This window comes from Streptomyces sp. LX-29, assembly GCF_029541745.1.
Classification (GTDB): Bacteria; Actinomycetota; Actinomycetes; order Streptomycetales; family Streptomycetaceae; genus Streptomyces.
The window spans coordinates 629,648-655,437 of sequence record NZ_CP089746.1 but is presented as its reverse complement, the minus strand read 5'-3'; the positions used below and the strand labels follow the sequence as shown (position 1 = coordinate 655,437).

Below are 25,790 nucleotides of genomic sequence, written 5' to 3'. Positions count from 1 at the left end.
CGCGGACCGGGGGAGGGTGTGTGTGACGAGCCGTCGACCGACGACCGGTGGGAGGCCCCGCGTGCGGCCCCCCGCCCGGTCGGCCTCCCGCCCTCTGGAGGAGTGCCTCATGCGCGCCGCGCGCCGGTGCGGCAGCCCCAGTTGTCCCGGTAGGTGTCCCAGTCGCCGTCCGTGGCGGCGTAGTCCACGTACAGCGCGACGCCGAACCGCTGCCGCGTCGGGTCCCCCCGCCCCAGCCCCAGCCGGACACCACGCACCGCCGCCCGCACCGTCTCCGCCGACGCGTGGTGGCCCGGGTCGTCCGTGTGGAAGGCGGGCAGGCCCATCAGCAGGTCGGTGGAGCGCGGGGTCGCTTCCAGGGCGAGCGTGGTCTGCCGGGCCACGTACCCGCCGTACAGGCTCTCCAGTGGCATCGCCGTGTCGTACGACATCACCGCGATCTGGTCGACCCGGCGGGCGACCTGGCCGAAGTACGCCTGGGACCACCACTTCGGGTGGCCGGTGAGGAATCCCCCGACCTCGTGCAGGGACGGCAGCGGGTCGATCATGTGGGCCGCCACGGACAGCGGCACCTCGCGGGCGCGAGTGATCGCCCGCACCTCCTCCAGGAGGGACAGATAGTCCCGATCGCCGGAGTGGAGGGGTTCCAGATCGAAGTGGACCCCGTCGAAGCCGGCGTCCAGAATCCGCCGGGTGGACGCCACCACCCGCCGTCGGGTGTGCCGGTCCGTCAGCCGCAGTCCCTCCGGGCCCTCGGTGGCCAGCACGTCACCGAGCCACGCCTGGACCCGTACGCCCGGCAGCTCCCGGCGGACCGCCGCCAGGAACCAGTCGGAGCCGCGATAGCGGGCGGCCGGGAGGGAGCCGTCGTGTTCCAAGGGGCCGGCGTGCACATACAGGTCGCGGATGCCGGTGCCCCGGACCCGCCGCGCCAGGGCGGTCAGGTCCCGTTCGTCCTTGCGGCCGTCCAGCCAGGCGTGTCCGAGCCAGGCCGCGTCCCTGCCGCGGGTCAGCGTGCCCGGCTGGTAGTCGCCCGCGTACAGCAGTCGCAGCGCGATCCCGGCGCTGATCACCGGCACCGTCAGGGTGAGGGCCAGCCCGAGGGCGATCCGCTTGGGCCACCTCAGTCGTGGGTCGCGCCAGCGGCGGGCGACGGCGCGTCCGGCGGCGCGCAGCCGCCGTCCCGCCCCCTCGGGCGACCTCGCCCCGCCCGACCACCCCGCCCGAGCCGGCTCGTCGGGCTCCGCCGGCCCCGCGTCGCGCGGGGGGACGGATGCCCTCAAGTCCGCCGGGGCTTCGTCCTGTTCGCTGTCCCCGTTCCCCATGACCGGCATCCTGCCAGCCGGCTCGTCGACCGGGGGCTGCCCTCACCCCCGGCGTCCGGGGCGCTACGGCGACGGGGGCATCAAGGCCATGGGGACCAGGCGGGACGGCCCGGTCAAGGGGCTCGTGGCGCGACGGTGCCCGCGGTCACCGCAGGCACCGTCGCGGTAGGGCCCGCCTTAACCCGCGGGCGCCTGGAAGCGTTCCGCGTGTGCGGCCACCCACTGCGCGAACGTGCGCGCCGGGTGGCCGGTCACCCGCTCGACGGTGTCGACGACGGTCGTGGCGTCCTCGCTGGGAGTGGCGTACCAGCCGACGACGTAGTCGGCGTCCGCCCGGGACACGCCGGTCGCCATCAGCCTGTCGACGGCCTGTTCGTGGGTGATCGGCACGAGGGCGACCTCGCGGCCGATCGCCTGAGACAGGAGGGCGATCCGCTCACTCGGGGTCAGCGACTCGGGCCCGGTGAGGTTGTAGGCGCGCCCCGCATGGCCGTCGTCGAGCAGTGAGACCGCCGCCACCTCGCCTATGTCGGCCTCGTGCACGAGGGCGCTGGGAAAGTCGTACGGCTCCCGCACGATCCCCTCCGTGCGCACCGATTCGATCCAGGTCAAGGTGTTGGACATGAACTCCTGCGGTTCCAGGCGGGTCCACTCCACACCCGACTCCGCCACGGCCTGCTCGACCGGTCCCACCCAGCCACCCCACACCACGGTGATGCGCCGCACACCCGCGCCGACCGCCCGCCGCACCAGTTCGGGCCCGACCTCGGCGAGCCCCGCCGTCACCGTGATGTGCAACCGGCTGACGCCCTTGAGGGCGGCGTCCAGCTCCTCCGGCGCGGTGTGTGTGCCGGCCACCAGCTCCACCTCGGCGGGAAGCCTTCCCGCGGCCGCGGCCGGATTCCGGGTCAGTGCCCGAACGTGCTCTCCTCGGCGAAGCAGCTCCGCCACAACATGCCGGCCGGTGTTCCCGGTGGCGCCCGTAACCAGTGTCGTCACAGTCGAGTTCCTTTCGTCGCCGACGACGCTAAAAGTTGAACCACACTTGAAGTCAACTGGCCGATCCACGCGCCGTGGAACGGGCGCGGACACGCCTGCTCCTCCACACCGCCCGCCGCGCCTGCGGCGACTCGGGCGGCCTCGTGCGCGGCGGTCTGGGAGCACCGTGGGTCGGTCTCGGGAAGCGGGCCGCGCAAGGGGCGGCGCCGACCCATAGGGTGGTCCGCCTGACCATGTTTCGAAGGTGTACGACAAAGGGGTGGCGCGGGTGGACCTTCCGCGCATCGAGTTCAAGGTGCTGGGCCCCGTCGAGGCGGTCGCGGACGGCCGTGTGCTACCGCTCGGTGGGCCGAAGCAGCGGACCCTGCTCGCCACGCTGATCCTCAACGCCAACGCCGCAGTGTCCGGGGAGCGCCTCTGCGACGCCATCTGGGGAGAGGCCCCGCCCGCCTCCGCCCAGGCCAACCTCCGCAGTTACGTCGCCGGCCTCCGCCGGGCCCTGCACACGGGCGCCGACGAGGGTCGGTTGAGCCTCGGCCACGGCGGCTACCGGCTGCTCGTGCGGCAGGGCGAACTGGACGCGCACCGCTTCGAGGAACTCGTCGCCCAGGGCCGCGCCGCGCTGGCCGAGGGCGAGCACCGCACCTCCGCCGCCCGACTGCGCGAGGCGCTGGAGCTGTGGCGCGACGGCGCCTTCGACCGGGTGACGCACCACGACGCCCTGCGCATCGAGGCCGCCCGCCTGGAGGAGGCGCGGATGGTCGCGTTCGAGGAGTACGCCGAGGCGCGCCTCGCGCTCGGGGAACACCGGGAGGCGATAGGGCTGTTGCGCGAGCAGACCGACCGGCATCCGTTGCGCGAGTCCCTGTGGGCCAAGCTGATGCTCGCTCAGTACCGCTGCCGCCGTCCCGGCGACGCGCTCAAGTCGTACGCCCTCGCCCGCGCCGCCCTGCGCGACGAGTTGGGACTCGAACCGGGCGAGGAGCTCCGCCGACTGCACCGCGCGGTCCTCACCCGCGACCCCGCCCTCGGCGGTCCGCCCGAGCCCGTGCATCCCGCGAGACCCGCCGCCGTCTGGCGGACCGTCGACCAACTCCCTCCCGACATCGCCGACTTCGTCGGCCGTGACCTGCTGACCTCGCGGGTCGCCGCCCTGCTGGAGCCCGCTGCCGAACCCCTGTCCCCGACCGCCGCCGGCGAACCGCCGCCCCCCGCCGGCCCCGTCGTGGTACTCACCGGACCACCCGGCGTCGGCAAGACCACCCTGGCCACCCGCGTCGCCCATCTGCTGCGGCACGCCTTCCCCGACGGCCGGCTGTTCCTCCGCCTGGACGGCGCGCGCGGCCCCCGGCGTACCCCCGGCGAGGTGCTCGCCGACCTGCTGACCAGCCTGGGCGTCGCCGGGTCCTCCATACCGGAGGCGACGGTGGACCGGGCCGGGATGTTCCGCTCCCTGCTGGGCGACCGCAAGGTGCTGGTGCTGCTCGACGACGCGGCGCACGAGGAACAGGTCCGCCCGCTGCTGCCGGGCATCCCCGGCTGCGCGGTCCTGATCACCAGCCGTGCCCGCCCGGACCGGTTCGACGGCGCGCGGGTCGTCGCCGTCGGACCGTTCGGCGAGGAGGAGGCGCGCACGCTGCTGCGCCGGATCGTGGACGACTGCCCGCGACTCGACGCGGAACCGGACGCCGCCGCACGCGTCCTGGCGGCCTGCGCCGGGCTGCCCCTGGCCCTGCGGGTCGCCGCGGCCCGGCTCGCCGGCAGCCCGGACCTGACACTCGAACGGCTCGCGGACCGACTCGACGGGCCGAGCGACGGGGAGAACGCCGTCGCGGCCTGCCTCGCCGCCGGCTACCGCGGCCTGGCGCCCGCCGCCGCCCGCGCCTTCCGCGCTCTCGGCATGCTCCCCTCACCGGAGTTCCCGGGATGGGTCCTGTCCGCGCTGCTGGACGCCCCCGAGGCCGACCGCTCGATCGACGCGCTGCTCGACGCCCACCTCGTGCAGGTCGTCGGCACCGATGTGCAGGGCCGGCCCCGCTACCGCCTGCACGACCTGCTGCACGCCCACGCGGCGCGGCGCGCCACGGCCGAGGAGTCCGCGCCCTGGCGGCACGCGGCGGTCGCCCGCGTCCTCGACGGCTGGCTCTCCCGCATCCGGGCCGCAGCCGACCAGCTCATCCGTGGGGTCCCGGTCGACGTCGTACGCGGCGGTACGACCGACCCCGTCGGCTGGCTGGAGGGCGAGCGCGCCGGCCTTGTCACGGCGGCCGAGTGGGCGGCGGACGCCGGGTACGGGCCGGAGTCGTTCGCCCTGGCACTGGCCCTGGAGGAGGTCTGCCACCTGCGTAACTGGTGGGACGAGTGGGAGCGGGTGGTCCGGGCCGAGCACGAGCGGGCCGCGACCGCCGGTGACGCCGTCGCCGTCGCCGTCGCGCAGGGCTCCCTGGCCCGGGCGTCCGCCGTCCGCGGCCGGGTGCACGAGGCCGCCAACCAGTGGGCTTTCGCCATCGAGCAGTTGGACGAGCTGGGTGAGGCGCACCACGCGGCCCGGCTGCGCACCCACCGCGCCTTCGCCATCAGCGACCGGGGCATGGCCGAACTCGCCCACGCGGACGCCGCGTCGGCCGCCGCCGCGCTCGACGCCCTCGGCGACCGGCACGGGTGGGTCCTCGCGATGCGCAGCCTCGGGTACGCGCTCGTCTGCCAGGACCGGCAGGCCGAGGCGATCGAGGCACTGGGGCCGGTCCTGGAGACGGTCGAGCGGCTCGCCCATCCGCTCGCCCTCGCGGACGTGCTGCAACTGCTGGCCGTCGCGGAGCTGAGGCACGGCCGGTTCGGCCGGGCGGCGCGCCATCTGCACCGGGCGCTGGCCGAGTACCGCATGGTGCGGCACCGGCCCGGCGAGGCCTATGCGCTGCTGACGCTGGGCCGCATGCATGTGGACCTGGGGCCGGACCAGGCGCCCCGGGCGCTGGCGTCGCTCGGAGAGGCGGCGACGATCTTCGCGGAGCTGGGGGAGAGGCGAGGCGAGACGCTCGCGGCCTACTGGCTGGGCAGGGCGTACAGGGCGATGGGTGATGAGGGGAGGGGCGCCGGGCATGTGCGGGAGGCGTTGGCCGGTTTCCGGGCCCTGGGGATGCCCTTCTGGGCGGAACGCGCGGAGCTGGAACTGAGCGCGGTGGGGGTGCCGGCCCCCAGGACGGCCGAGGGGGCTCCCGCGGCGAGGCGGTGACCCGGGCTCGCCCCAGCGGGCTCTCGCTCCAGTGGGCTGGCGCTCCAGGGGGCGGTCGGCCCGGCGGGCGGTCGCTCCAGTGGGCGGTCGCCCCTTGCTCCCCGCGGGGCCCTTGCCTCAAGTCCCCCGCGGGGCCTTGACCTCTGTCCCCCGCGGGTTGTCACCCCGGTGGGCCGTGGCCTGGACCGCCCGGTTACGGCGGCGGCCCCGCGCGGAACGCGGCCCCGCGCGGAACGCGGTCCGGTGGGGGACGCGCGGTCCCGTCCCGCTGGGAGTTCGCGCCGCACCCACCGGACTCCGCCCCGGCGCACAGCTTCCGCCGGATGCGGATTGTGCGTTTCGTATGCGCGCGCCGACGACCGTGGATCCCAGTCCACGAAGGGAGGCGCGGTGTCCGATCTGACCGCACCCGATATCGAACTGGCCGCCGTCGAGGTGATCCGGGAGGTCCTGACCCACCAACGCAGGCTGCGGGACGGCGGCTGCACGGGCAGGGTGTGCCTGCGCTGCGTCAGGTATCACCTGGACGCGGTGCGCGGCACCATGGAGAGCGGCCGACGCGTCGAGTTCGTCCTGCCGGCCTTTCCCACCAAGTCCCCGAACCCGGCCAAGGTCCTCGGCACCCTGCCCGACCTGGCCGAGGAACTCGCGCTGCGGTTCCTCAACACGCTCTGCGAGCGCATCGCCGAGATCTACCCGCCCGGCGCGGTCATCAGGATCTGCTCCGACGGGCGGGTCTTCAACGACCTGCTCGGCGTCCGCGACGAGGACGTCTCCGGGTACGCCGAGGGCATCAACGCCCTCATCGGGCGCATCGGCGGGCCCCACCTCGAGCAGTTCACCCTCGACGACGTCTACCGGGGCGCCGGGCACCAGGACATGCGGGCCATGCTGTCCGCCGGCTACGCCCCGAGCCTTGAGGAACTGCGCGAGGAGGTACGGGCCGGTGGCGCGCCCCTCAGCATGTACCGGGGTATCACCCGGTTCATGCTGGAGGACCTCTCCGGGCCGTCCTGGACCGGCACCCGGTCCGCCCTCCAGCGCAGGTGCCGGGACCTCGCCTACCAGGTCATCCAGCGCAGCCGCGCCTGGGGCCGGCTGCTCGACGAGCTCTTCCCCACCGCCGTCCGGCTGTCGATCCACCCCCAGCCGTGCGCCACGGACAAGATAGGCATCCTCCTCGCCGACACCCCCGACGCCTGGCTGACGCCCTGGCACGGCGTCGCGGTGGAGACCCCCGGCGGCTACACCCTGATGAAGCGCGCCGAGGCCGAGGAGGCGGGCGCCCAGCCGGTGTACACGGCGGGCCGGGCCACCCACTACGTCCTGGAGCGGGCCGACGACGCCCCGACGCGGAGCGAGACGGGGAACAGGTCCCGCGCATAGGAGCCCGACGGGTTCGGCCGGCCCAACCACCGCCACCCCGCCCTCACCTCTCACCACCTCCCCACGACAGGAAGCACCATGACGGACACCCCCCACGACATCGAGACCACCCCCATCGAGACCACCCCCATCGAGACCACCCCCATCGAGCCCTTCGGCGTGGCCATCCACGCCCCGCGCCCCGGCGCGCGGGTGAGCGAGCTCCCCGTCGCCACCCTGCGGGATCTCGTCCGCGAGCACCACATCCTGCTGCTCCGCGGCTTCGACGGCTTCGACACCCCGCAGGAGCTCGCCGCGTACAGCGAGCAGTGGGGCGAGCTCAGCGTCTGGCCCTTCGGCACCGTCCTCGACCTGATCGAGAAGGAGCGACCGGAGGACCACATCTTCGACTCCAGCTACATGCCGATGCACTGGGACGGCATGTACCGCGAGCAGATACCCGAGTTCCAGGTCTTCCAGTGTGTGCAGGCGCCCGGCGTCGACAACGGTGGCGAGACGACGTTCTCGAACACGCCCGCCGTACTCCGCGACACCGACCCGGAGACCGTCGCCACGTGGTCCGCGGTGACCGGCACGTACCACCGCGAGATGGAGTTCTACGACAGCGTCACCACCTCCCCCCTCGTCACCGCCCACCCCGTCACCGGCACCCCCGTGATCCGCTACAACGAGCCCACGTCCGCCGACGACGCCGACTTCGTCAACCACCCGGACCTCCGGTTCACCGGCCTGCCCGACGACGAGATGGCGGAGGCGCACCGGACCCTGCGCGCCGCGCTGTACGACCCCGCACACCTCTACGCGCACAGCTGGCGCACCGGCGACCTGGTCGTCACCGACAACTACACGCTGCTGCACGGCCGCAACGCCTTCACCAGCGGCGCCCCCCGGCATCTGCGCCGCGTGCAGGTGCTCGGCACCCCGGCGCTGGACAACCCCGGGCTGGTCCGATGACCGACACCACCACCAATCGGCTGATGACGGGCGACGACTATCTGGAGAGCCTCCGCGACGGCCGTCATGTCTATCTGGGCGGCGAGCGGATCAAGGACGTCACCCGTCACCCCGCCTTCCGTAACTCCGCCCTGTCCATCGCCCGCCTCTACGACGCGCTGCACGACCCCGCCACCGCCGACGTCCTCACCGGCACCGACGAGGCGACCGGCATCCGTACCCACCGGTTCTTCAAACCGAGCCGGTCCGCCGCCGAACTGGTCGAGGCCCGGGAGGCCATCGCCACCTGGGCGCGGATGAGCTACGGATTCCTCGGCCGTACGCCCGAGTACAAGGCGTCCTTCATGGCCGGCCTCGGCGTCAACGCCGACTACTACGGGCCGTACGCGGACAACGCCACCGCCTGGTACCGGGAGTTCGCGAGCAAGGCGCTCTACCTCAACCACGTCATCATCAACCCGCCCGTCGACCGCAAGCGGGCCATCCACGACATGGAGGACGTCTTCGTGCACGCGGTGCGCGAGACGGACGCCGGCGTGGTGGTCAGCGGCGCGAAGATGCTCGCGACGGGCTCCGCCCTCACCAACGCCGGATTCGTCGCCCCCGTCGGCTCCGCCGCCCTCGCCCCCGGCAAAGCCGAGGCCTTCGCCCTGGTCTTCTTCGTCCGCATGGACAACCCGGGCGTCAAGCTGATCTGCCGCACCCCCTACGGCAGCCACGCCACCACCCCGTTCGACGCGCCGCTCAGCAGCCGCTTCGACGAGAACGACAGTGTGCTGCTGCTCGACGAGGCGCTGATCCCCTGGGAGGACGTCCTCGTCTACCGCGACATCGAGCGGGCCACCGGCTTCTACGCCACCTCCGGCTTCCCGAACCTCTACAACTTCCAGTCCGGAACCCGGCTGAGCGTGAAGCTGGAGCTCATGGCCGGGCTGCTCTCCCGGGGCACCCGGGCGAACGGCACCGACGAGTTCCGCGGGGTGCAGGCCGCCGTCGGCGAGATCATCACCATGCGCGACATGGTCTGGGCGCTCACCTCGGCGATGGCGTACGACCCGGAACCGGGCAGCGGCGGCACGGTCGTCCCCCGGCTGGAACACGCCTCCGCGATGCGCATGTACAACGCGCAGATCTGGGACCGCGTCCACGAGCTCTTCGAGACCACCCTCGGCGGGGCGCCCCTCGCGGTGCCGTCCAGTGGCCGCGACCTGGACAACCCCGAACTCCGGCCGCTCATCGACCGCTTCTACCGGGGCGCCGACACCAGCGCCCACGACCGGATCAAGCTGCTCAAGCTGGTGTGGGACGCCATCGGCACCGAGTTCGGCGGCCGCCACGAGCTGTACGAGCGCAACTACTCGGGCAACGGCGAGCAGGTCCGGCTCGACGCGCTCCGCTGGGCGACCAGCCGCGGCAGCCTCGCCCGCTACGAGTCGCTGGTCCAGGACTGCCTCGACGACTACGACATCGACGGCTGGCGCCGCGGCCCCTGGCAGGACCTCGACCGCGCCGACTGAGCGCCCGCGACTCGACCGCACCTTCCGAGAGAACGGAGCACACACCATGTGCGGCATCACCGGATGGGTCGCCTTCACCCGCGACCTCACCGACGAACACCACACCGTCACGGCCATGGCCGACACCCTCGCCGCCCGCGGACCGGACGCGGCGGGCGTCTGGCTGGACGACCACGTGGCCCTGGGCCACCGCCGGCTGTCCATCATCGACCTGGAGCACGGCACGCAGCCGATGCGCACCCCGGAGCGCGGCCCCGGGGACCGGCCGCGCGCCGTCGTCTCGTACGGCGGCGAGATCTACAACTTCCGCGAGCTGCGCGAGGAACTCGCCCTCCTGGGGCACCGGTTCGCCACCCGCAGCGACACGGAGGTGGCCCTGCGCGCCTACCTGGAGTGGGGCGTGGACTTCGTCCACCGCCTCAACGGCATGTACTCCCTCGCCATCTGGGACACCGCCCGCGAGGAGCTGCTGCTCGTCCGGGACCGGCTGGGTGTCAAGCCGCTCTTCTACCACCCCACCCCCGACGGCGTCCTCTTCGGCTCCGAACCCAAGGCGATCCTCGCCAACCCGCTGGCCGAGGCCGCCGCCGGCCCCGAGGAGCTGTGCGACGCGCTGCTCTTCCTGCGCACCCCCGGCCGGGTGCCGTTCCGCGGCATGCGCGAGGTCAAGCCCGGCCACCTGGTACGGGTCGGCCGCGACGGGATCGTCGAGCGGCGCTACTGGGCGCTGGAGTCCCGCCCGCACACCGACGACCTGAAGACGACCGTCGCCACCATCCGCGCACTGCTCGACGACATCCTCCCCCGGCAGATGATCGCGGACGTGCCGCTGGTCTCGCTGCTCTCCGGCGGCCTCGACTCCAGCACCGTCACCGCCCTCGCCGCCCGTGCCCGCGCCGCCGACGGCGGCCGGCTCGCCACCTTCTCCGTGGACTTCACCGGCCACACCGAGAACTTCAAGGCCGACGCCATCCGGCCCACCCCGGACGGTCCGTACGCCCGAGAGGTCGCCCGACACGTCGGCAGCGACCACCACATGATCACCCTGGACCGGACCCGGCTTCTCGACCCGGCCGTGCGCAAGGCCGTCCTCGGCGCCTGGGACCTGCCGTTCAACTTCGCCGACCTGGACGTGTCGCTGTACCTGCTGTTCGCCGCGGTGCGGGAACACGCGACGGTGGCGCTGTCCGGCGAAGGCGCCGACGAGGTCTTCGGCGGCTATCTGTGGTTCTCCGACCCGGAGGCGCGCAAGGCCGAGACCTTCCCCTGGCTCAAGTTGGGAGCCCACCGCGGCCTGGACCCGCGGTCCCTGTTCCACCCGTGGTTCGTGGACGGGATCGACCTCGCGGAGTACGAGGCCGACCTCTACCGCACCGCGCTCGCCGAAGTCCCCCACCTGGACGGTGCGGACACCGAGAACGCCGCGGACCGTCGCACCCGCGAGCTCGGCTACCTCACCCTCACCCGCTGGCTGCCCATCCTCCTCGACAAGAAGGACCGCATGGGCATGGCCAGCGGACTGGAGGGCCGGGTGCCGTTCTGCGACCACCGCCTGGTCGAGTACGTCTTCAACATCCCCTGGGAGATGAAGACCTACAGCGGCGAGGAGAAGGCCCTGCTCCGCGCGGCCGCCGCCGACCTGCTGCCGGAGTCGGTCCTACGGCGCAAGAAGGCCGCCTACCCGTCGATCCAGGACCCCGCCTACGACCGCGCCCTCATCACCGGCCTCACCGCCGCGGCGGGCGACGACGCGGCACCCCTGAGCGCGTACCTCGACGCGGCCGCGGCGCGCCGGCTCGCCGACAAGACCACCACGGGCAGCCTGTCCGAATTCGAGCGGATCCTCGTCGAGTCCACCGTCCGGCTCGACGACTGGGCGCGCGCCTACGACGTCGAACTCACCCCCCTGAACGGAGCCCACTGATGCACGCCATCGAGATCCGGGAGACCGGCGGACCCGAGGTCCAGACGTACGTCGAGAAGCCCGACCCCGGGCAGCCCGGCGAAGGCCAGATCCTCGTGGCGCTCGCCGCGGCCGGCGTCAACTTCATCGACCTCTACCGCCGCGAGGGCCGCTATCCGCTGCCCCTACCGTCGATCCCCGGCGAGGAGGGCTCCGGCACCGTCCTGGCCGTCGGCCCCGGCGTCACCCGCTTCACGGTCGGCGACCGCGTCGCCTGGACCACCGTCCTCGGCAGCTACGCCACCCGAGTGCTCGTCCCCGAGGAGAAGGCGATCCTCGTCCCCGACGGGATCGACCTGGCGACCGCCGGCGGCGTGCTCGTCCAGGGCATGACCGCCCACTACCTGGCCAACGACTCGTACCGGGCGAGCGAGGGCGACACCGTGCTGGTGCACGCCGCCGCCGGCGGGGTCGGGCTGCTGCTCACCCAGATGCTCAAGCGGCGCGGCGTGCGCGTCATCGGCACCGTCTCCACCGAGGAGAAGGAGAGGCTCGCCCGCGCCAACGGCGTGGACGCGGTCATCCGCTACACCGAGACCGACGGTCTGGCCGCCGAGGCCCGCCGCCTCACCGACGGCGAGGGCATGCACGCCGTGTACGACGGCGTGGGCGCCGCCACCTTCGACGCCAGCCTGGAATCGCTGCGCACCCGCGGCACGCTCGTCCTCTACGGCGGCGCCAGCGGCGCGGTGCCGCCCGTCGACGTGATGCGGCTGCTGTGGGGCGGTTCGCTCACCCTGACGCGCCCGTACCTGGAGCACTTCCGGTCCACGGTCGAGGAGTTCGAGTGGCGGGCGGGCGAGGTGTTCCAGGGCATCCTCGACGGCTCGCTCAAGGCCACCATCGGCGGCGTCTACCCCCTCGCCGAGGCGTACCGCGCGCACACGGACCTGGCGTCCCGGCGCACCACCGGAAAGCTGCTGCTCGTCCCGTAATCCCGGTAACCGCCCCCTGACCGCAAAGGAGGTTCGTCCATGGGTGAGATCGTGGGCGCGGGCCTGGTCTCGCACGCGCCGGTCATCATGTTCCCCGAGCCGGCCCGGATCGAGGCGAACGGCGGCCGTGACTTCACGCTCGTGACCGGGCTGAAGCGGCTCCGGCACGAAGTGATCGACACGGTCGACCACGACACGGTGGTGGTCTTCGACTCGCACTGGGCGACGACGACCGAGGCGGTGATCACCGCCCATCCACGCCGCGAGGGCCTGTTCACCTCCGACGAGATGCCGGCCGCGATCAGCCGGCTGCCGTACGACCTGGCCGGAGACCCCGAGTTGGCCCAGGCGGTCGCCGCCCTGGCGGCGGAACGGAAGGTGTGGTTCCAGGCGAACGACGATCCGTATCTGCCGATCCACTACGCGACGCTCAACCTCTGGACCTACCTCGGGCGGGCGGACACGCCCTGGGTCTCGGTCTCCGTCTGCCAGACGGCCACCACCGAGGACTTCCTCCGCATCGGCGAGATCCTCGGCGAGGCGATCGGCGGCCTCGACCGCAAGGTGCTGCTGCTCGCCTCCGGCGGCCTCTCGCACCGCTTCTGGCCGCTGGCCGAGCTGCGGAACCGGATGGCGGGCGACCCCGCGCACATCGTCACCCCCGAGGCACGGGAGGCCGACGAGCAGCGGATCGCCTGGCTGGAGGCGGGGCGGCACGACCGGGTGATCGAGACGATGCCCGAGTACCGACCGTTCGCCCCCGAGGCGCGGTTCGGGCACTACCTGATGCTGGCCGGCGCGGTCGGCGGGCCGCGGTGCGCCGCTCCCGGCCGCCGCTACGGCGGCTACGAGAACGGCATCGGCACCGGCCACGCCCATGTCTGGTTCGACCGGCCCGCCCGGGGCTGGACGTGACCGTGTCGATCGATCCGCGCCGCCTGCGGACGTGCCTCGGGCACTTCGCCACCGGTGTCACAGTCGTCACCTGTGACGCCGGTGGCGTCCCGCACGGCGCCACCGTCAACGCCTTCACCGCGGTGTCGCTGGACCCGGCGCTGGTACTCGTCTCCCTCCACCGGGACAGCAAGGCGGCCCGCCACCTCGGTGGCCGACCCTTCACCGTGAACGTGCTCCACGAGGCGCAGCACGACCTCGCCCTCCACTTCGCGGGCCGCGCCCCCGCCCCGGTGACCCCCCACTGGGAGCCCTCGGCCCCCGGACTCGCCCCCCGCCTCGCCGGCTCGCTGGCCACCCTCGCCTGCTCGCCGTGGGCGGAGTACGACGGGGGAGACCACGTGCTCTTCCTCGGCCGCGTCGAGGAGTTCGCCCACCGCGCGGACGCCGGCCCACTCGTCTTCCACCAGGGCGGCTTCCGCGCATTGGCGTGACCGTGGTCCGAGGGGGCGCTGGAGACCCTGGAGAAGGGCGACTTCTCCGTCCACCACTGGCTGGGGGCCAGGGCGAGCCGTCACTCGCCCAGCGGTCCCACCGGTGCTCGATCCCGGCAGCCGGGACATATCTCAGCACCGGGCCGGGCCGGGCCGGGCCGGGCTGGCCCGGGTCGGGTCGGTCCGCGTGCGCCGCCGAACCCGACCCGACCGTTCACGCCCCGATCCGGGAGCGCGGACCGCGACCGCCGTGGACCGCCTAGCGCGGGCTCAGACGGAGGCTGGCGAAGGGCGCGTCGGCAGGTGCCGACTTTCCGGGGGCGAGCCGGGTCGCCTGGCCCTTGCACTGCTTCTGCGCGTAGACGACCACCGGCCCGCTCGTCCGGTTCTGCGCGCCGCGGGCCTCCTGAGACATGTCGAGGCATCGGTTGTCCGGCAGGTTCTCGACGTAGTACGGCTGCCCCTCGGGGCCGAACCAGTGGAACGTCCCGGTCGCGGCGACGGCCGAACCCGCCATGGTGACGGCGAGGGTCAGTCCGCCGAGAGCGACGGCAAGAGGATGGCGAAGACGCATCATCGTTCCTTCCTGGGCACAGGTGGCCAGTCAGTGATCTTCCACGCCGTGAACGAGGCTCGGCCCCGCACGTCACGCGGCCTTGCGCCGTAAGAGGCTCGACCGAACCTCCCCTTTGCGGCGGAGACGCCTGAGCCTATGTCCGGGGCGTGCCGTCCCAGCGCCATGTGGCGAGACGAGGGTGTCCGGGTAGTTCGGCGCGTCCGGTGGCCCACAAGAGGGTGGGCCAGGGATCCGTGGACGACGGCGCGTCCGGAAACAGCCGGGCGAGCACCCGAGAGCACAGATCGGCAGGCGGGCTCCATGCGAGACCGAGCCCGTGGGCCAGGTCGTGCGTGTGCACCAGGGTCTCCACGATCCCCATCGCGGCGAAGCCCTCGGGGTCCGAGACGCCGAAGACGTGGTGAGCGCGGGTCTGCGGAGGCGTCGTGCGCACCATGGCGACCAGCAGCGCGCCGCTCGCTTCCAGGACCTGCAGCAGGCCGGCGGGCCCCGCCTTGCGGTTCGCGTGAACGACGTTCGCTGGGCCGCCGGGCCGTCGGCTCTCCCACACGAAGGGCACCTCGCCATCCAAGGGGGGTGCTTTGGGGCCCAGTTGCGCAGCGTAGGCGAAGAGGTCGTCGCTGAGGTGCTCGACGGTTTCCCAGCAGTCCCATTCCAGCGTACCGGCCTTGCCTTCCCAAGCGGCTGGGGGCGCCTCGCGAAGGACCGTCACAGCGAGCTGCACGGCAAGGTCGAGGTCATCGGCGGTGACGGGGGGCTGAGAGAGGCCGATATCGGCTGATCTGGACATGGCAGGACCGTACCGCGACCGGAAGGAGACACCCCTCCTTTTGATCACCGGCCCAGCAACCCGGCGAAGGCTCGTGGTCACAGCACTAACGGTTCGCCACGACCTCGCGGGCCAGGCGGACCAGAGCGGGGATCGCCGGGTGGGCCGGGGTGCCGCGCTGCCAGGCCAGGAGCACCGGCACCGGCGGGGCGTCGGTCAGCGGACGGTAGGCGATCGAGGGGTGGGTGTGCAGACGGGGCGTCGCCGAGGTGGAGATGCCCACGGCCCGCCCCACGGCGATGGCCGTCAGCCACTCGTCCGTGTTGGTGACCTCCAGGGTCGTGGTGGGGCGTGCGGCGGTGGGCCAGAGGTCCAACGTGGTCGTGCCCGCCACCGTGTTCAGGGCGATGGGCCACGCCGCGAGGTCCGCCAGCGTGAGGGTGGCGCGGTCGGCGAGCTCGCTGCCCGCGGGCACCACGGCCACCCGCTCCTCCTCCAGCAGCGGCTCCGTGACCAGACCCGGCGCCGTCACCTCTCCGCGCAGCAGCGCGACGTCGACCTTGCCCTGGGTGAGCCCGGCCGCCCGGTCGTCGATGCGGCGCAGCTCCAACGGCACGTTGGGGTGCTCCTCGTCCCAGCGGCGCAGCAGCGGGATGGTGTGTCCCCCGAGCGCCGCCCAGGGGTGCCCGAGGCGCAGCGGCGGGGCCGTCAGTGAGCGGGGGTCGAGGGCCGCGTCCACGGCGGCCAACGCCGCGGCGGCCTTGTCGCGGAACGTCCGGCCCGCCTCAGTGAGCTCCAGGTGGTGCGTGGAGCGGTCGACCAGCCGTACCCCGAGATGACTCTCCAACTGGCGCAGCGTACGGGAGAGGGCGGGCTGGCCGGTGTGCAGCCGAGCCGCGGCGTGCGTGATCGTGCCCTCCTCGGCGATGGCGAGGAAGGCCCGCAGATGACGCAGCTCCATGGTCATGCCTGGCAAGCATAATCGCGCGTCAGTCGGCATTTCACGCGGAGTCGGCGACTTCCTAGCGTGGAGGCATGACACAGATGAGGACCCAGGCGGCGCCCGCGGGAGCGGCGACCGCGACCGCGCAGGGCGCACCGGCGGCGCGGGGCACGTCGACGGCCGTTCGTATCCAGAGGTCAACCGCGCCCGCCAGCGTCGGCAGCCTCACCGGCATCGGGCTGATGCTGGCCGGCACCCTGTCGGTGCAGTTCGGCTCGGCGGTCGCCGCGCTGCTCTTCCCGCGCGTCGAGGCCCTCGGAGTGGTGGCGCTGCGGGTGACGATCGCGGCCGTGCTGCTGCTGGCCGTGTGCCGCCCCCGGCTGCGCGGCCACAGCCGTGCCGACTGGGCCGTCGTCGGCGCCTTCGGGCTGGCCCTCGGCGGCATGAACATCCTCTTCTACCAGGCGATCGACCGGATCCCGCTCGGCCCGGCGGTGACCCTGGAGGTGCTCGGCCCGCTCCTGCTGTCCGTCGCCACCGCGCGCCGGGCGGTGAGCCTGGCCTGGGCCGGGCTGGCGCTCGCCGGCGTCTTCCTGCTCGGGCAGGACGGCTTCGACCAGCTCAACCCGGCGGGCGCCGGCTTCGCACTCGGCGCGGGCGTCATGTGCGCGGCGTACATCGTCTGCAACTCCCGGGCCGGCGCCCGCTTTCCGCGGCTGGACGGGCTGGCCCTGGCGATGGGGGTGGCGGCGCTGGTGAGCCTGCCGCTGGGTGTCGGCTCCGCGGGCACCACGCTGCTGGAGCCGGAGGTGCTGGGTCTCGGGCTGGCCGTGGCGCTGCTGTCGTCGGGGCTGCCGTACACGCTGGAGCTGCTGGCTCTGCGTCGCCTGCCCGCGTCGACCTTCGCGGTCCTGATGAGCCTGGCCCCGGCCGTCGCGGCGCTGGCCGGCTTCCTGGTGCTGGGACAGACGCTGTCGGCCTCGCAGTGCCTGGCGATCGCCCTGGTGGTGGCGGCCAGCGCGGGTGCGGTACGGACGGGGAGGGTGAACCGGAGCTGACGTACCGACCGTCGTGTGAAGCGAGCCCCGCGGTCCGCCGCGGGGCCGCCGGCTCGCGGGCTCGACGCGCGTCGCCGCCCCGGTCATGGCCTCGATGTGCGAGCGGGCAGCCATCGGCCTAGTGTGCTGTTGGGGGTGTTTTCGGGGGTTCGCTCCTCTGCCAGGCGATCCGCGAGGGTTTCCGTCGCGCTCTTCGCCCACATGGTTTCCGTCTCCCCACGTGCTCGCCACCTGGTTCCGTCTCCGCGCTCGACGGAGGGCGCGTCGGAGAAGGAGTGGACGAAGGAGTGAAAGAAGGAGTACCGCGATGAGCAGCACGCGACGACGTGTCACACGAGGCACCGGATCCGGATACCGGACCTCCCTGCCCTGGCGGATCGTCACCGAGGCCGCCGCCCTCGTCGACCGGCGCATCGGCTGGGACAGACTGCCGGTGGTTCTCGGCCTGCTGACGCTCCTCGGCCTGCGGGTCAGGCTCCGGCAGAAGAACCTCCACGACACCGGCCTGCTGCCGTCCGTCGACCTCCCCGATCCCGCGCCGCCGTCCGAGAGCCACCGGGTCGACCGGACCGCCGACGGCAGCCACAACGATCTCGACGATCCGCGCATGGGCATGGCGGGCACCCGCTTCGGACGGAACATCCCGCTGGACAGGGTCGCGCCGACCACCCCCGAGGCCGTGCTCTCCAGCCCGAACCCCCGAGAGGTCAGCCGGGCCCTGCTCACCCGCGACGAGCTGATCCCCGCCGAATCGGTCAACTCGCTGGTCGCCGCCTGGTTGCAGTTCATGATTCGTGACTGGTTCAGCCACGGGACGAGCCCCACGGAGCGGCCCTGGGAGGTGCCCCTGGTGGAGGACGACCCATGGCCGGAGCGCCCGATGCGCATCATGCGGACCCCGGACGACCCGACCCGGGACCCGCAGGCGCCCGCCGGGACGCCCGACACCCGTGTCAACGTCTCCTCCCACTGGTGGGACGCGTCGCAGATCTACGGGACGAACGAGGCGGAGCAGCGCCGGATGCGCACCGGCGAGCTGGGCAGGCTGCACCTGTGGGACGGCGAACGGACCCCGGTCCCCTCGGACCCCTCCCGCGACCCCTCGCGGGTTCCCGGCTTCTGGCTGGGCCTCGCCATGATGCACGACCTGTTCGCCCGGGAGCACAACGCGATCTGCGACCACCTGCACGCCGCGTACCCCTCCTGGGGCGACGAGGAGCTGTTCCAGCGCGCCCGGCTCGTCAACGCCGCGCTCCTCGCAAAGATCCACACCGTGGAGTGGACCCCAGCGGTGATCAGCCACCCCACCACCGTCACGGCCCTGCGCGCCAACTGGTGGGGTCTCGCCGGCGAGCGCGTCCACAAGCTCTTCGGACGGATCAGCGGGAGCGAGGTCGTCAGCGGCATCGCCGGCGGCGGGACGGACCACTACGGCGTCCCCTACTCCCTCACCGAGGAGTTCGTGGCCGTCTACCGCATGCATCCGCTCATCCGCGACGAGTGGCACCTGCGCTCCGCCTCCGACGACTCCACGCTGCGCCACTGCACCCTCCGCGACCTCGCCGGCCCCTCGGCGCTGAAGGTCCTGGAGACCACGTCCACGGCCGACCTGCTCTACAGCTTCGGCACGCTTCACCCCGGACTGGTCACCCTGCACAACTTCCCGAGGTTCCTCCAGGAGTTCGAGCGCCCGGACGGGCATCTGCAGGACCTCGCCGCCACCGACATCCTGCGCACCAGGGAGCTGGGCGTCCCCCGCTACAACGAGTTCCGGAGGCTGCTGAGGCTGAAGCCGGCCGAGAGCTTCGAGGAACTGACGGACAACCCGGCGTGGGCCGAGGAGATCGAGCGGCTCTACGACGGCGACATCGAACAGGTCGACCTGACGGTGGGGATGTACGCGGAGGCACTCCCCGCCGGATTCGCCTTCAGCGACACCGCGTTCCGCATCTTCGTCCTGATGGCCTCACGCCGGCTGAACAGCGACCGCTTCTTCACCGAGTACTACACCCCCGAGGTGTACTCCACGGCCGGCATGGCCTGGATCGACGACAACACCATGGTCACCGTGCTGCTGCGCCACCACCCCGAGCTGCGTACCGCCCTCGCCGGGCTGACGAACGCCTTCGTGCCCTGGCACACCGCCCAAAGGGCGGTGGCCTGAGGCCGGGGAGCCCGCCGGGAGCACCGGGTCCCCGGCGCACGACGGGGCCGCCGCACATGGCTCGCGAGCGGTCCCGCCCGGCGCGGGCGCCTGGACTACGCCGGTTCGGCGGGTGAGGACTCCGCCTCGGCCCGCCGGGAAGCGGGCGCGGCCTTCGCGTCGGCCCGGGAAGCGTCGGCCCGCTGGGAAGCCTCAGCCCGCCGGGAGGCGTCGACCCGCTGGGAAGCGGGCTCCACCGCCGCCCGGCGGGGAGCGGGCGCCGTGGCGAGGCGTGGCAGGGCGTACGGGTGCTCCCGGCGCAGCCAGCGGATCAGCTCCTCCCGCACCTCGCAGCGCAGGTTCCAGGCGTCGTCGGCGTCCCTCGCCGTGACCAGCGCGCGCACCTGGATGGTGCTGGGCGTGGTGTCGGTGACGGCGAGCCCCCAGTCTCGGCCGTCCCATGCCTCGGAGGCGCGGACGATCTCGTGGAGCTTCTCGCGCATCGCCTCGACGGGCGCGGCGTGGTCGAGGTGGAGGAAGACCGTGCCGGTCTTGCGTGTGCCGCCCCGAGACCAGTTCTCGAAGGGCTTGCTGGTGAAGTACGACACCGGCATGGTGATCCGCCGCTCGTCCCAGGTCCGCACGGACAGGAAGGTCAGGGTGATCTCCTCGACGGTGCCCCACTCGCCGTCCACCACCACCGTGTCACCGATCCGCACCATGTCGCCGAACGCGATCGACAGCCCGGCGAACATGTTTCCGAGCGTGGTCTGGGCGGCGATTCCGGCGACGATGCCGACGATCCCGGCGGAGGCCAGCATGGACGTGCCGATGGCGCGCATCGGGGGAAAGGTCAGCAGCATGGCCGACCCGGCCACCACCCCGACCACGGCGGTCACCACCCGCTGGATCAACGTCACCTGCGTCCGCACCCGGCGCACCCGGGCCGGATCACGGGCACCGGCCGCGTAGCGGGAGTACGTGGACTCCACCACGGCCGCCGAGACACGCACCGCGAGCCAGGCGGTGGCGGCGATCAGCACCAGGGTCAGGGCCCGGCTGATGCCCACGGCGTGGTCCTGGGCGACGCGCGCCTTGTCGTACGAGCCGCGCAGCACCGCCGAGCAGACCACGGCCCGCAGCGGCGGCCCACAGCGGCGCAGCAGCCCCCACAGCGGCGTCTCGGGGTGCCGGGCGTCGGCCCGGCGCAGCAGACGGTCGGCCGCCCAGCCGACGATCAGGGTGATCGCGACCGAGACGCCGCCGACGATGAGCGGACGCAGCACGTCCTCCATAAGCGGGTCCATCCTTCCTGTCGGCCCACCCGGCACGGTGGGGCGCTCCTCCGTGCCGTCCGTCGATGCGGCGGGAGAGCTGGTACGGCAGGAGATGCGCGTACCCGATCCGCGCGGGGGACACCGGGTGACCTTCGCCGCACCGGGGAATGTGCCGCATGGGGGAGAAGAAGAGGACGAGTACCTACGCCTGTGCCTACGTCTGTGCTTACGCCAGTGCCTACGCCTATGGGTACGCTTGTGCCTACGCCCGGGCCGCGTCGAAGCGAATCAGCGGCTTGATGATTCCGCCGTGCTTCGACGCCATCATCTGGAAGGCCCGTTCGATCTCGTCGAAGCTGAACTCGTGCGTGGTCATCGGCGTGGGATCGACCTTCCCCGTCTCCAGCAGCCGGAAGATCCGCCGAAGCCACCCGCGGCCTCCGCGGTTGAACCCACCGTAGATCTGCTTGTCCGACATGCCGTAGCCGAACGGCTCCAGGGGGATCCTGAGCGGCTCGGGCACCTCCCCGTGGTAGCCGACATTGGAGATGCGACCTCCCGGCTTGGTGACCCGGAAGGTCGCCTCCCAGGTCTGCGGGGTGCCCAGCGCCTCGATGGCGGCATCGACCCCCTGGCCGTCCGTCAGCTCAAGGATCCGTCGAACCGGATCGCACCGCGTGTGGTCGACGACCACGTCGGCGCCGAAACGGCGGGCGAGTTCCTGGCGGGCGGGAATCGACTCGACGGCGATCACGAAGCCCGCGCCGCGCAGCCGGCAGCCGATCGTCGCCGACAGCCCCACCGCGCCTTGGGCGAAGATCGCGACGGTCTCGCCCAGTTCGAGCTCCGCGTGTTCGGCGGCGACGAACCCCGTGGAGAGCATGTCGGTGGCGTACAACGCGAGGTGGTCGGAGAGCGTTTCGGGAATCGGCGCGAGGTTGGCCTGGGCGTTGTTGACGAGAAAGTACTCGGCCAGGTTCCCGTCCCCCTGAACGGTGAATCTGGCCCCTCCCAGCATCCGCCCGTGGCACTGCGAGGAGAACCCGCGCTGGCAGGAGTCGCACTGGAAGCAGGGCGTGATCCCGGCCGCCGCGACGCGCTGGCCCTCGACCAGTCCCTCGACGGCCGAGCCCAGCGCATGGACGACACCGACCGCCTCATGCCCCAGCGTCACATTCGGGGCGACCGGAATCGCGCCTCTCATGGTGTGCACATCGGTGGTGCACACCATGGCCGCCGTGGTGCGCACGACCACGTCATTGGGGCCGGGTTCGGGGATCGGCTTGTCGATGACGCCGACCTCACCGACCCTCCGGAGAACGAAAGCTCTCACGTTCGATCGCATTCCCGTTGGCGGGAGGTCGTCGCCGGCCGTCGCGTCATCTTCCACCCGCTCGGCCCGCAGGATCCGCCCCATCCGGGGGAGCGGCAGGGCGGCGCGGAAGAGCCGGGTCACCGGGTCGGGTCAGGGGGCTCGGAGGGAGTCGAGCCAGCGGGCCAGGCGGGCTCCCTCGCGGATCATGATGTCCGGGTCGCGCAGGGCGTTGGCCAGGAGCGACATGCCCTGGTAGGCGGAGACGAGGGTGACGGCGAGGTCCTCGGGATCGGGCAGGCCCAGGGCGCGGAACTGGTCCCCGGCCCAGTCCAGCAGCCGCCGGATCACCGTGCCGACCTCGGCGTCGAGGGTCCCGTCCGCGCGCTTGTCGAGTTCGACGGCCAGGGTGCCGGTGGGGCAGCCGTAGCGGGCGGCGATGTCCCGCTGGTCGACCCAGGCCACGATCAGGGCCTTGAGGCGGTCACGCGGGTTGGGCAACCGGTCCAGCTCGCGGGTGAGTTCCTCCAGGTTGGCACTGTGCTCGGAGAGGGCGGCCTGGACCAACTCGTCCTTCGTCTTGAAGTAGTAGTAGACGTTTCCCACGGGGACGTCGGCCACGCGCGCGATGTCGGCGAGGGTGGTCCGTTCGACGCCCTGCTCATGGAGGACCCGGGCGGCCGCGGTGGTGAGCCGTCGGCGCTTGTCGGCCGCTCGCGCCCGTGGCTTCGGTGAGTCAGTCACCCAACCAACTATAGGCAGCGCCATCGGGGTGTGTTACGGTCGTTCTAAGTCAGTCAACTAACTAACTCAGGGGGTTCGTGATGATCGTGGTGACGGGTGCGACCGGCAATGTCGGGCAGACGCTGGTGCCGCTGCTGGCCGAGGCGGGCGAGGAGGTCGTGGCCGTCTCGCGGCGTCCGCGGCGCACGGGACTTCCGACCGGCGTCCGACACGCCCAGGCCGACGTCGGGGACTCGCTGAGCATGCGGCCGGTCCTCGAAGGCGCCGACGCCTTCTTCATCCTGCTGGGAGGCGAGCTCAACAGCCACGGGGAGAGCCCCACCGCCCTGGTGGACGCGGCCGCGGACGCCGGGGTCAAGCGGCTCGTGCTGCTCTCCTCGCAGCTCAACTCCACCCGCCCCGAGGCTCTCTCCCACGCCCGTCTGCGCGAGTTCGAGGCGGCCGTGCGGGCGTCCGGGTTGGACGTCACCATCCTGCGACCGGGCGGCTTCGCCTCCAACGCCTTCGCCTGGGCCGAGTCGGTCCGCACCCAGCGCATGATCTTCGCCCCGTTCGGCGATGTGGCGCTGCCCGTCGTCGACCCCGCGGACATCGCGGCGGTCGCCGCGGCCGCGCTGCGCGAGGACGGCCACGCGGGCCGTACGTACGAGCTGACCGGACCCGAGGCGATCAGCCCGCGTGGGCAGGCCGCGGTGGTCTCCGACGCCCTGGGCGAGAAGGTGACCTTCGTGGAACTGTCGCGCGAGGACGCCCACGCCCACATGGCGCGGTTCATGCCGGAGGAGGTCATCGACGGCACCCTGGACGTTCTCGGGCTCCCGCTCCCCGCCGAGCGGGAGACCAGCCCCGACGTGGAGCGCGTCCTGCGCCGCCCGGCCAGGCCCTTCGGAGAGTGGGTCGCGCGCAATCTGCCGGCCTTCCGATAGCGCCCGACCCGGGCGTCGAGGACAGCGCCCGGCACACCACCCCGAGAGAGCAGCCGAACTGACGGCGGCTCACGGACGGGCGCGGGCGACCCACTGTGCCGAGCGGCCGAGCGGCCGCAAGCCGGCCCGGCCCGGCCCGTGACGGGGCGCCGGGCGCGGCGCGGATATGCGAGCTGACCCCCGCGTACGAGCCGAGCCGAGCCGAGTCGAGCCGAGCCGTGACCGTGAGCGATCCCCGCGAGCGGTCGAGGTGGCAGGCGCCCTCGGGGCGTCGAGGGGCGCGCCTCAGGGCTGGAGGAGGACCTTCACCATGCCGTCCTCCTTGGCCTGGAAGGCCCGGTACGCCCAGGGCGCGTCCTCCAGGGACACCTTGTGGGTCGCGAAGCCCTCCACGCCCAGCGGGTCGCCGTCGGCCAGCAGCGGCATGATGTCGTCCACCCAGTGCCGGACGTTGGCCTGGCCCATCCGCAGCTGGATCTGCTTGTCGAACATGGTCATCAGCGGAAGCGGGTCGGTCATGCCGCCGTAGACCCCGCTCAGCGAGATGGTGCCACCGCGGCGCACCACGTCGATGGCGGTCAGGAGCGCCGCCAGACGGTCCACGCCGGCCCGGGTCATGACCTTCTCGGCCATCGTGCCCGGCAGCATGCCGGCCAGCCGCTGGGCCAGCGCCGCCGCCGGCGCGCCATGGGCCTCCAGGCCCACCGCGTCGATGACCGAGTCCGGCCCGCGGCCGTCCGTCATCTCGCGGATGACGTCGCCCACGTCGGACTCGTGCTCGCGGAGGTCCACCACCCGCACACCGCGTGCGGCGGCCCGCTCCAGCCGCTCGGGGACGAGGTCGACCCCGAAGACCTTCCCGGCGCCGCGGTGCAGCGCCACCCGGCACGCCATGTCGCCGATGGGACCGAGGCCGAGCACGGCCAGGCTGCCGCCGGGCGGGACGGCCGCGTACTCCACGGCCTGCCAGGCGGTGGGCAGCACATCGGAGAGGTAGACGAACCGCTCGTCCGGCGGGCCCTCCGGCACCTTGATCGGCAGGGTGTTCGCGAAGGGCACCCGCAGGTACTCGGCCTGCCCGCCGGGCACCTCGCCGTAGAGCTTGGTGTAGCCGAAGAGGGACGCGCCCATGCCGCGCTGCCGGACCTGCGTGGTCTCGCACTGGGATTGCAGGCCGGCCTCGCACATGTAGCAGGTGCCGCAGGAGATGTTGAACGGGACCACGACGCGGTCGCCGGCGCTCAGCTCGGTCACCTGGGAGCCCACCGTCTCCACGACGCCCATCGGCTCGTGCCCGAGGATGTCGCCCTCTTCGAGGAACGGGCCGAGCACCTCGTAGAGATGCAGATCGGAGCCGCAGATGCCACTGGAGGTGATCCTCACGATGGCGTCCGTCGGCTCCTCGATCGATGGATCCGGCACGGTGTCCACGCGCACATCGCGGCGGCCGTGCCATGTCAGAGCCCTCATGATGCCTCCTTCCGGAGCCGGTAGGCGGCTTGTGCCCGCAGGGGCGTCATGAGGGGCAACTCCCCGCACGGGCTTCCAGTTTCACGTTCCGCGGCACCGGTCGCAAACGCGCTCCCCGCGGTCGGTCGCGTATGTCGGCGGCCGCATGCCCATGGGCGGCCGGCCGGCGGCGAGACGGACGTCGAAGGCAGGGATGGTGTTCCGATCGCGGGAAGCCGTCGGGAAGGTGACGATGAAGAGTGCCACCACACGCGACCTCACTGTGAGGGAGGCAGATCATGACCCTGGCGAAGGACATCATGCACTCGGGTGCGGCGTGGATACCCCGCGACACCACGCTCACCGACGCGGCTCAGAAGATGCGGGACCTGGACGTGGGCGCCCTGCCGGTGGCCGACGAGAACGAGCGGCTGTGCGGCATCGTCACCGACCGCGACATCGTCGTGAAGTGCGTGGCGGACGCACGGTCGCCCTCCGAGCTCACCGCGGGCGACCTCTGTGAGGGCACCCCCCGCTGGATCGACGCCAACGCCGACGTCGAAGAGGTCCTGAACGAGATGGAGAGCCACCGCATCAAACGACTGCCGGTCATCGAGAACAAGCGCCTCGTCGGCATCATCACCGAGGCGGACCTGGCGCAGAACCTCAGCGAAGAGCAGATCGCCGAGTTCGTGGAGAAGGTCTACGCCCACTGAGACCCGTCGGCGAGGTCGGTAGCGCTCCGGTAGGCGATCAGGCGCTCCGGTACACGATCAATCACACGATCCGCCGGACAGCGGGCGGTCAGCCGACACGACCTGGGTGGCGCGGCACCCGTCCGCGTGGACCGCACGACCTGCCCGGCGTCCGAGCGGGCCGCACGGTCGACGCGG

At 72.5% G+C, this 25,790-nt stretch carries 21 protein-coding genes; 12 read left to right on the top strand and 9 right to left on the bottom strand.

What is annotated here, in order from left to right:
* Positions 1 to 107 precede the first annotated feature (107 nt).
* Both LRS74_RS02930 and LRS74_RS02925 read right to left on the bottom strand, forming a co-directional pair.
* A complete protein-coding gene (locus tag LRS74_RS02930; protein WP_277739494.1) occupies positions 108 to 1,325 on the bottom strand; it encodes a hypothetical protein in 1,218 nt (405 codons plus the stop codon).
* Between the two features lie 177 nt (positions 1,326 to 1,502).
* Positions 1,503 to 2,324: an NmrA family NAD(P)-binding protein gene (locus tag LRS74_RS02925; RefSeq protein WP_277739493.1), complete on the bottom strand. Its 822-nt coding sequence runs from the start codon at positions 2,322 to 2,324 to the stop codon at positions 1,503 to 1,505.
* Between the two features lie 244 nt (positions 2,325 to 2,568).
* Here LRS74_RS02925 and LRS74_RS02920 point away from each other — a divergent pair, with 244 nt between their 5' ends.
* The 8 genes from LRS74_RS02920 (at position 2,569) to LRS74_RS02885 (ending at position 13,699) form a co-directional block, all read left to right on the top strand.
* Positions 2,569 to 5,556 carry a BTAD domain-containing putative transcriptional regulator gene (locus LRS74_RS02920; RefSeq protein WP_277739492.1) on the top strand — a complete coding sequence of 996 codons (2,988 nt, stop codon included), beginning with the start codon at positions 2,569 to 2,571 and terminating at the stop codon, positions 5,554 to 5,556.
* Between the two features lie 390 nt (positions 5,557 to 5,946).
* The gene (locus LRS74_RS02915; RefSeq protein ID WP_277739491.1) at positions 5,947 to 6,942 is read left to right on the top strand and encodes an isocyanide synthase family protein; all 996 of its coding nucleotides are present in this window, start codon (positions 5,947 to 5,949) and stop codon (positions 6,940 to 6,942) included.
* A 78-nt stretch (positions 6,943 to 7,020) separates the two neighbouring features.
* On the top strand, positions 7,021 to 7,896 hold the full coding sequence (locus LRS74_RS02910) for a TauD/TfdA family dioxygenase (protein ID WP_277739490.1): 876 nt from the start codon (positions 7,021 to 7,023) through the stop codon (positions 7,894 to 7,896).
* Complete coding sequence (locus LRS74_RS02905; protein WP_277739489.1) at positions 7,893 to 9,413, top strand: 4-hydroxyphenylacetate 3-hydroxylase family protein; 1,521 nt, start codon at positions 7,893 to 7,895, stop codon at positions 9,411 to 9,413. Before LRS74_RS02910 ends, LRS74_RS02905 begins: the two co-directional genes overlap by 4 nt.
* A gap of 46 nt (positions 9,414 to 9,459) precedes the next feature.
* Positions 9,460 to 11,337 carry an asparagine synthase (glutamine-hydrolyzing) gene (gene asnB / locus LRS74_RS02900; RefSeq protein ID WP_277739488.1) on the top strand — a complete coding sequence of 626 codons (1,878 nt, stop codon included), beginning with the start codon at positions 9,460 to 9,462 and terminating at the stop codon, positions 11,335 to 11,337.
* On the top strand, positions 11,337 to 12,311 hold the full coding sequence (locus LRS74_RS02895) for a quinone oxidoreductase (RefSeq protein ID WP_277739487.1): 975 nt from the start codon (positions 11,337 to 11,339) through the stop codon (positions 12,309 to 12,311). Before asnB ends, LRS74_RS02895 begins: the two co-directional genes overlap by 1 nt.
* Before the next feature lie 39 nt (positions 12,312 to 12,350).
* A complete protein-coding gene (locus LRS74_RS02890) occupies positions 12,351 to 13,226 on the top strand; it encodes a catechol 1,2-dioxygenase (protein ID WP_277739486.1) in 876 nt (291 codons plus the stop codon).
* A 2-nt stretch (positions 13,227 to 13,228) separates the two neighbouring features.
* Positions 13,229 to 13,699: a flavin reductase family protein gene (locus LRS74_RS02885; RefSeq protein WP_277739485.1), complete on the top strand. Its 471-nt coding sequence runs from the start codon at positions 13,229 to 13,231 to the stop codon at positions 13,697 to 13,699.
* A gap of 259 nt (positions 13,700 to 13,958) precedes the next feature.
* On the opposite strand, the gene LRS74_RS02880 is transcribed toward LRS74_RS02885, so the two are convergent.
* From LRS74_RS02880 to LRS74_RS02870, 3 genes are all read right to left on the bottom strand, one after another.
* A complete protein-coding gene (locus tag LRS74_RS02880) occupies positions 13,959 to 14,276 on the bottom strand; it encodes a hypothetical protein (RefSeq protein WP_277739484.1) in 318 nt (105 codons plus the stop codon).
* Positions 14,277 to 14,409: 133 nt separating this feature from the next.
* On the bottom strand, positions 14,410 to 15,066 hold the full coding sequence (locus tag LRS74_RS02875) for a maleylpyruvate isomerase N-terminal domain-containing protein (RefSeq protein WP_277739483.1): 657 nt from the start codon (positions 15,064 to 15,066) through the stop codon (positions 14,410 to 14,412).
* A gap of 85 nt (positions 15,067 to 15,151) precedes the next feature.
* The gene (locus LRS74_RS02870) at positions 15,152 to 16,012 is read right to left on the bottom strand and encodes a LysR family transcriptional regulator (RefSeq protein ID WP_277739482.1); all 861 of its coding nucleotides are present in this window, start codon (positions 16,010 to 16,012) and stop codon (positions 15,152 to 15,154) included.
* Positions 16,013 to 16,080: 68 nt separating this feature from the next.
* Here LRS74_RS02870 and LRS74_RS02865 point away from each other — a divergent pair, with 68 nt between their 5' ends.
* Positions 16,081 to 17,046 (top strand): EamA family transporter, encoded by a 966-nt coding sequence (locus tag LRS74_RS02865; protein ID WP_277739481.1) that lies wholly within the window; start codon positions 16,081 to 16,083, stop codon positions 17,044 to 17,046.
* 307 nt (positions 17,047 to 17,353) lie between these two features.
* Entirely contained in the window at positions 17,354 to 19,210 is a 1,857-nt protein-coding gene (locus LRS74_RS02860; RefSeq protein ID WP_277739480.1) for a peroxidase family protein, read from the top strand.
* A 95-nt stretch (positions 19,211 to 19,305) separates the two neighbouring features.
* Here LRS74_RS02860 and LRS74_RS02855 read toward each other — a convergent pair whose 3' ends face one another.
* The 3 genes from LRS74_RS02855 to LRS74_RS02845 all read right to left on the bottom strand — a co-directional run bounded on the left by LRS74_RS02855 (position 19,306) and on the right by LRS74_RS02845 (position 22,522).
* Positions 19,306 to 20,484, bottom strand: a complete 1,179-nt coding sequence (locus LRS74_RS02855) for a mechanosensitive ion channel domain-containing protein (RefSeq protein WP_277739478.1) — start codon at positions 20,482 to 20,484, stop codon at positions 19,306 to 19,308.
* Positions 20,485 to 20,728: 244 nt separating this feature from the next.
* Positions 20,729 to 21,799, bottom strand: coding sequence for an alcohol dehydrogenase catalytic domain-containing protein (locus LRS74_RS02850; RefSeq protein ID WP_277739477.1), 1,071 nt, complete (start codon positions 21,797 to 21,799; stop codon positions 20,729 to 20,731).
* Positions 21,800 to 21,931: 132 nt separating this feature from the next.
* Positions 21,932 to 22,522, bottom strand: coding sequence for a TetR/AcrR family transcriptional regulator (locus tag LRS74_RS02845; RefSeq protein WP_277739476.1), 591 nt, complete (start codon positions 22,520 to 22,522; stop codon positions 21,932 to 21,934).
* An 80-nt stretch (positions 22,523 to 22,602) separates the two neighbouring features.
* On the opposite strand from LRS74_RS02845, the gene LRS74_RS02840 reads away from it, so the two are divergent.
* Positions 22,603 to 23,448, top strand: coding sequence for an NAD(P)H-binding protein (locus LRS74_RS02840; RefSeq protein ID WP_277739475.1), 846 nt, complete (start codon positions 22,603 to 22,605; stop codon positions 23,446 to 23,448).
* A gap of 285 nt (positions 23,449 to 23,733) precedes the next feature.
* On the opposite strand, the gene LRS74_RS02835 is transcribed toward LRS74_RS02840, so the two are convergent.
* Positions 23,734 to 24,918, bottom strand: a complete 1,185-nt coding sequence (locus tag LRS74_RS02835; protein WP_277739474.1) for a zinc-dependent alcohol dehydrogenase — start codon at positions 24,916 to 24,918, stop codon at positions 23,734 to 23,736.
* Between the two features lie 278 nt (positions 24,919 to 25,196).
* Between LRS74_RS02835 and LRS74_RS02830 the strand changes: the two genes are divergently transcribed.
* On the top strand, positions 25,197 to 25,613 hold the full coding sequence (locus tag LRS74_RS02830) for a CBS domain-containing protein (RefSeq protein ID WP_277739473.1): 417 nt from the start codon (positions 25,197 to 25,199) through the stop codon (positions 25,611 to 25,613).
* Positions 25,614 to 25,790: the final 177 nt, after the last annotated feature.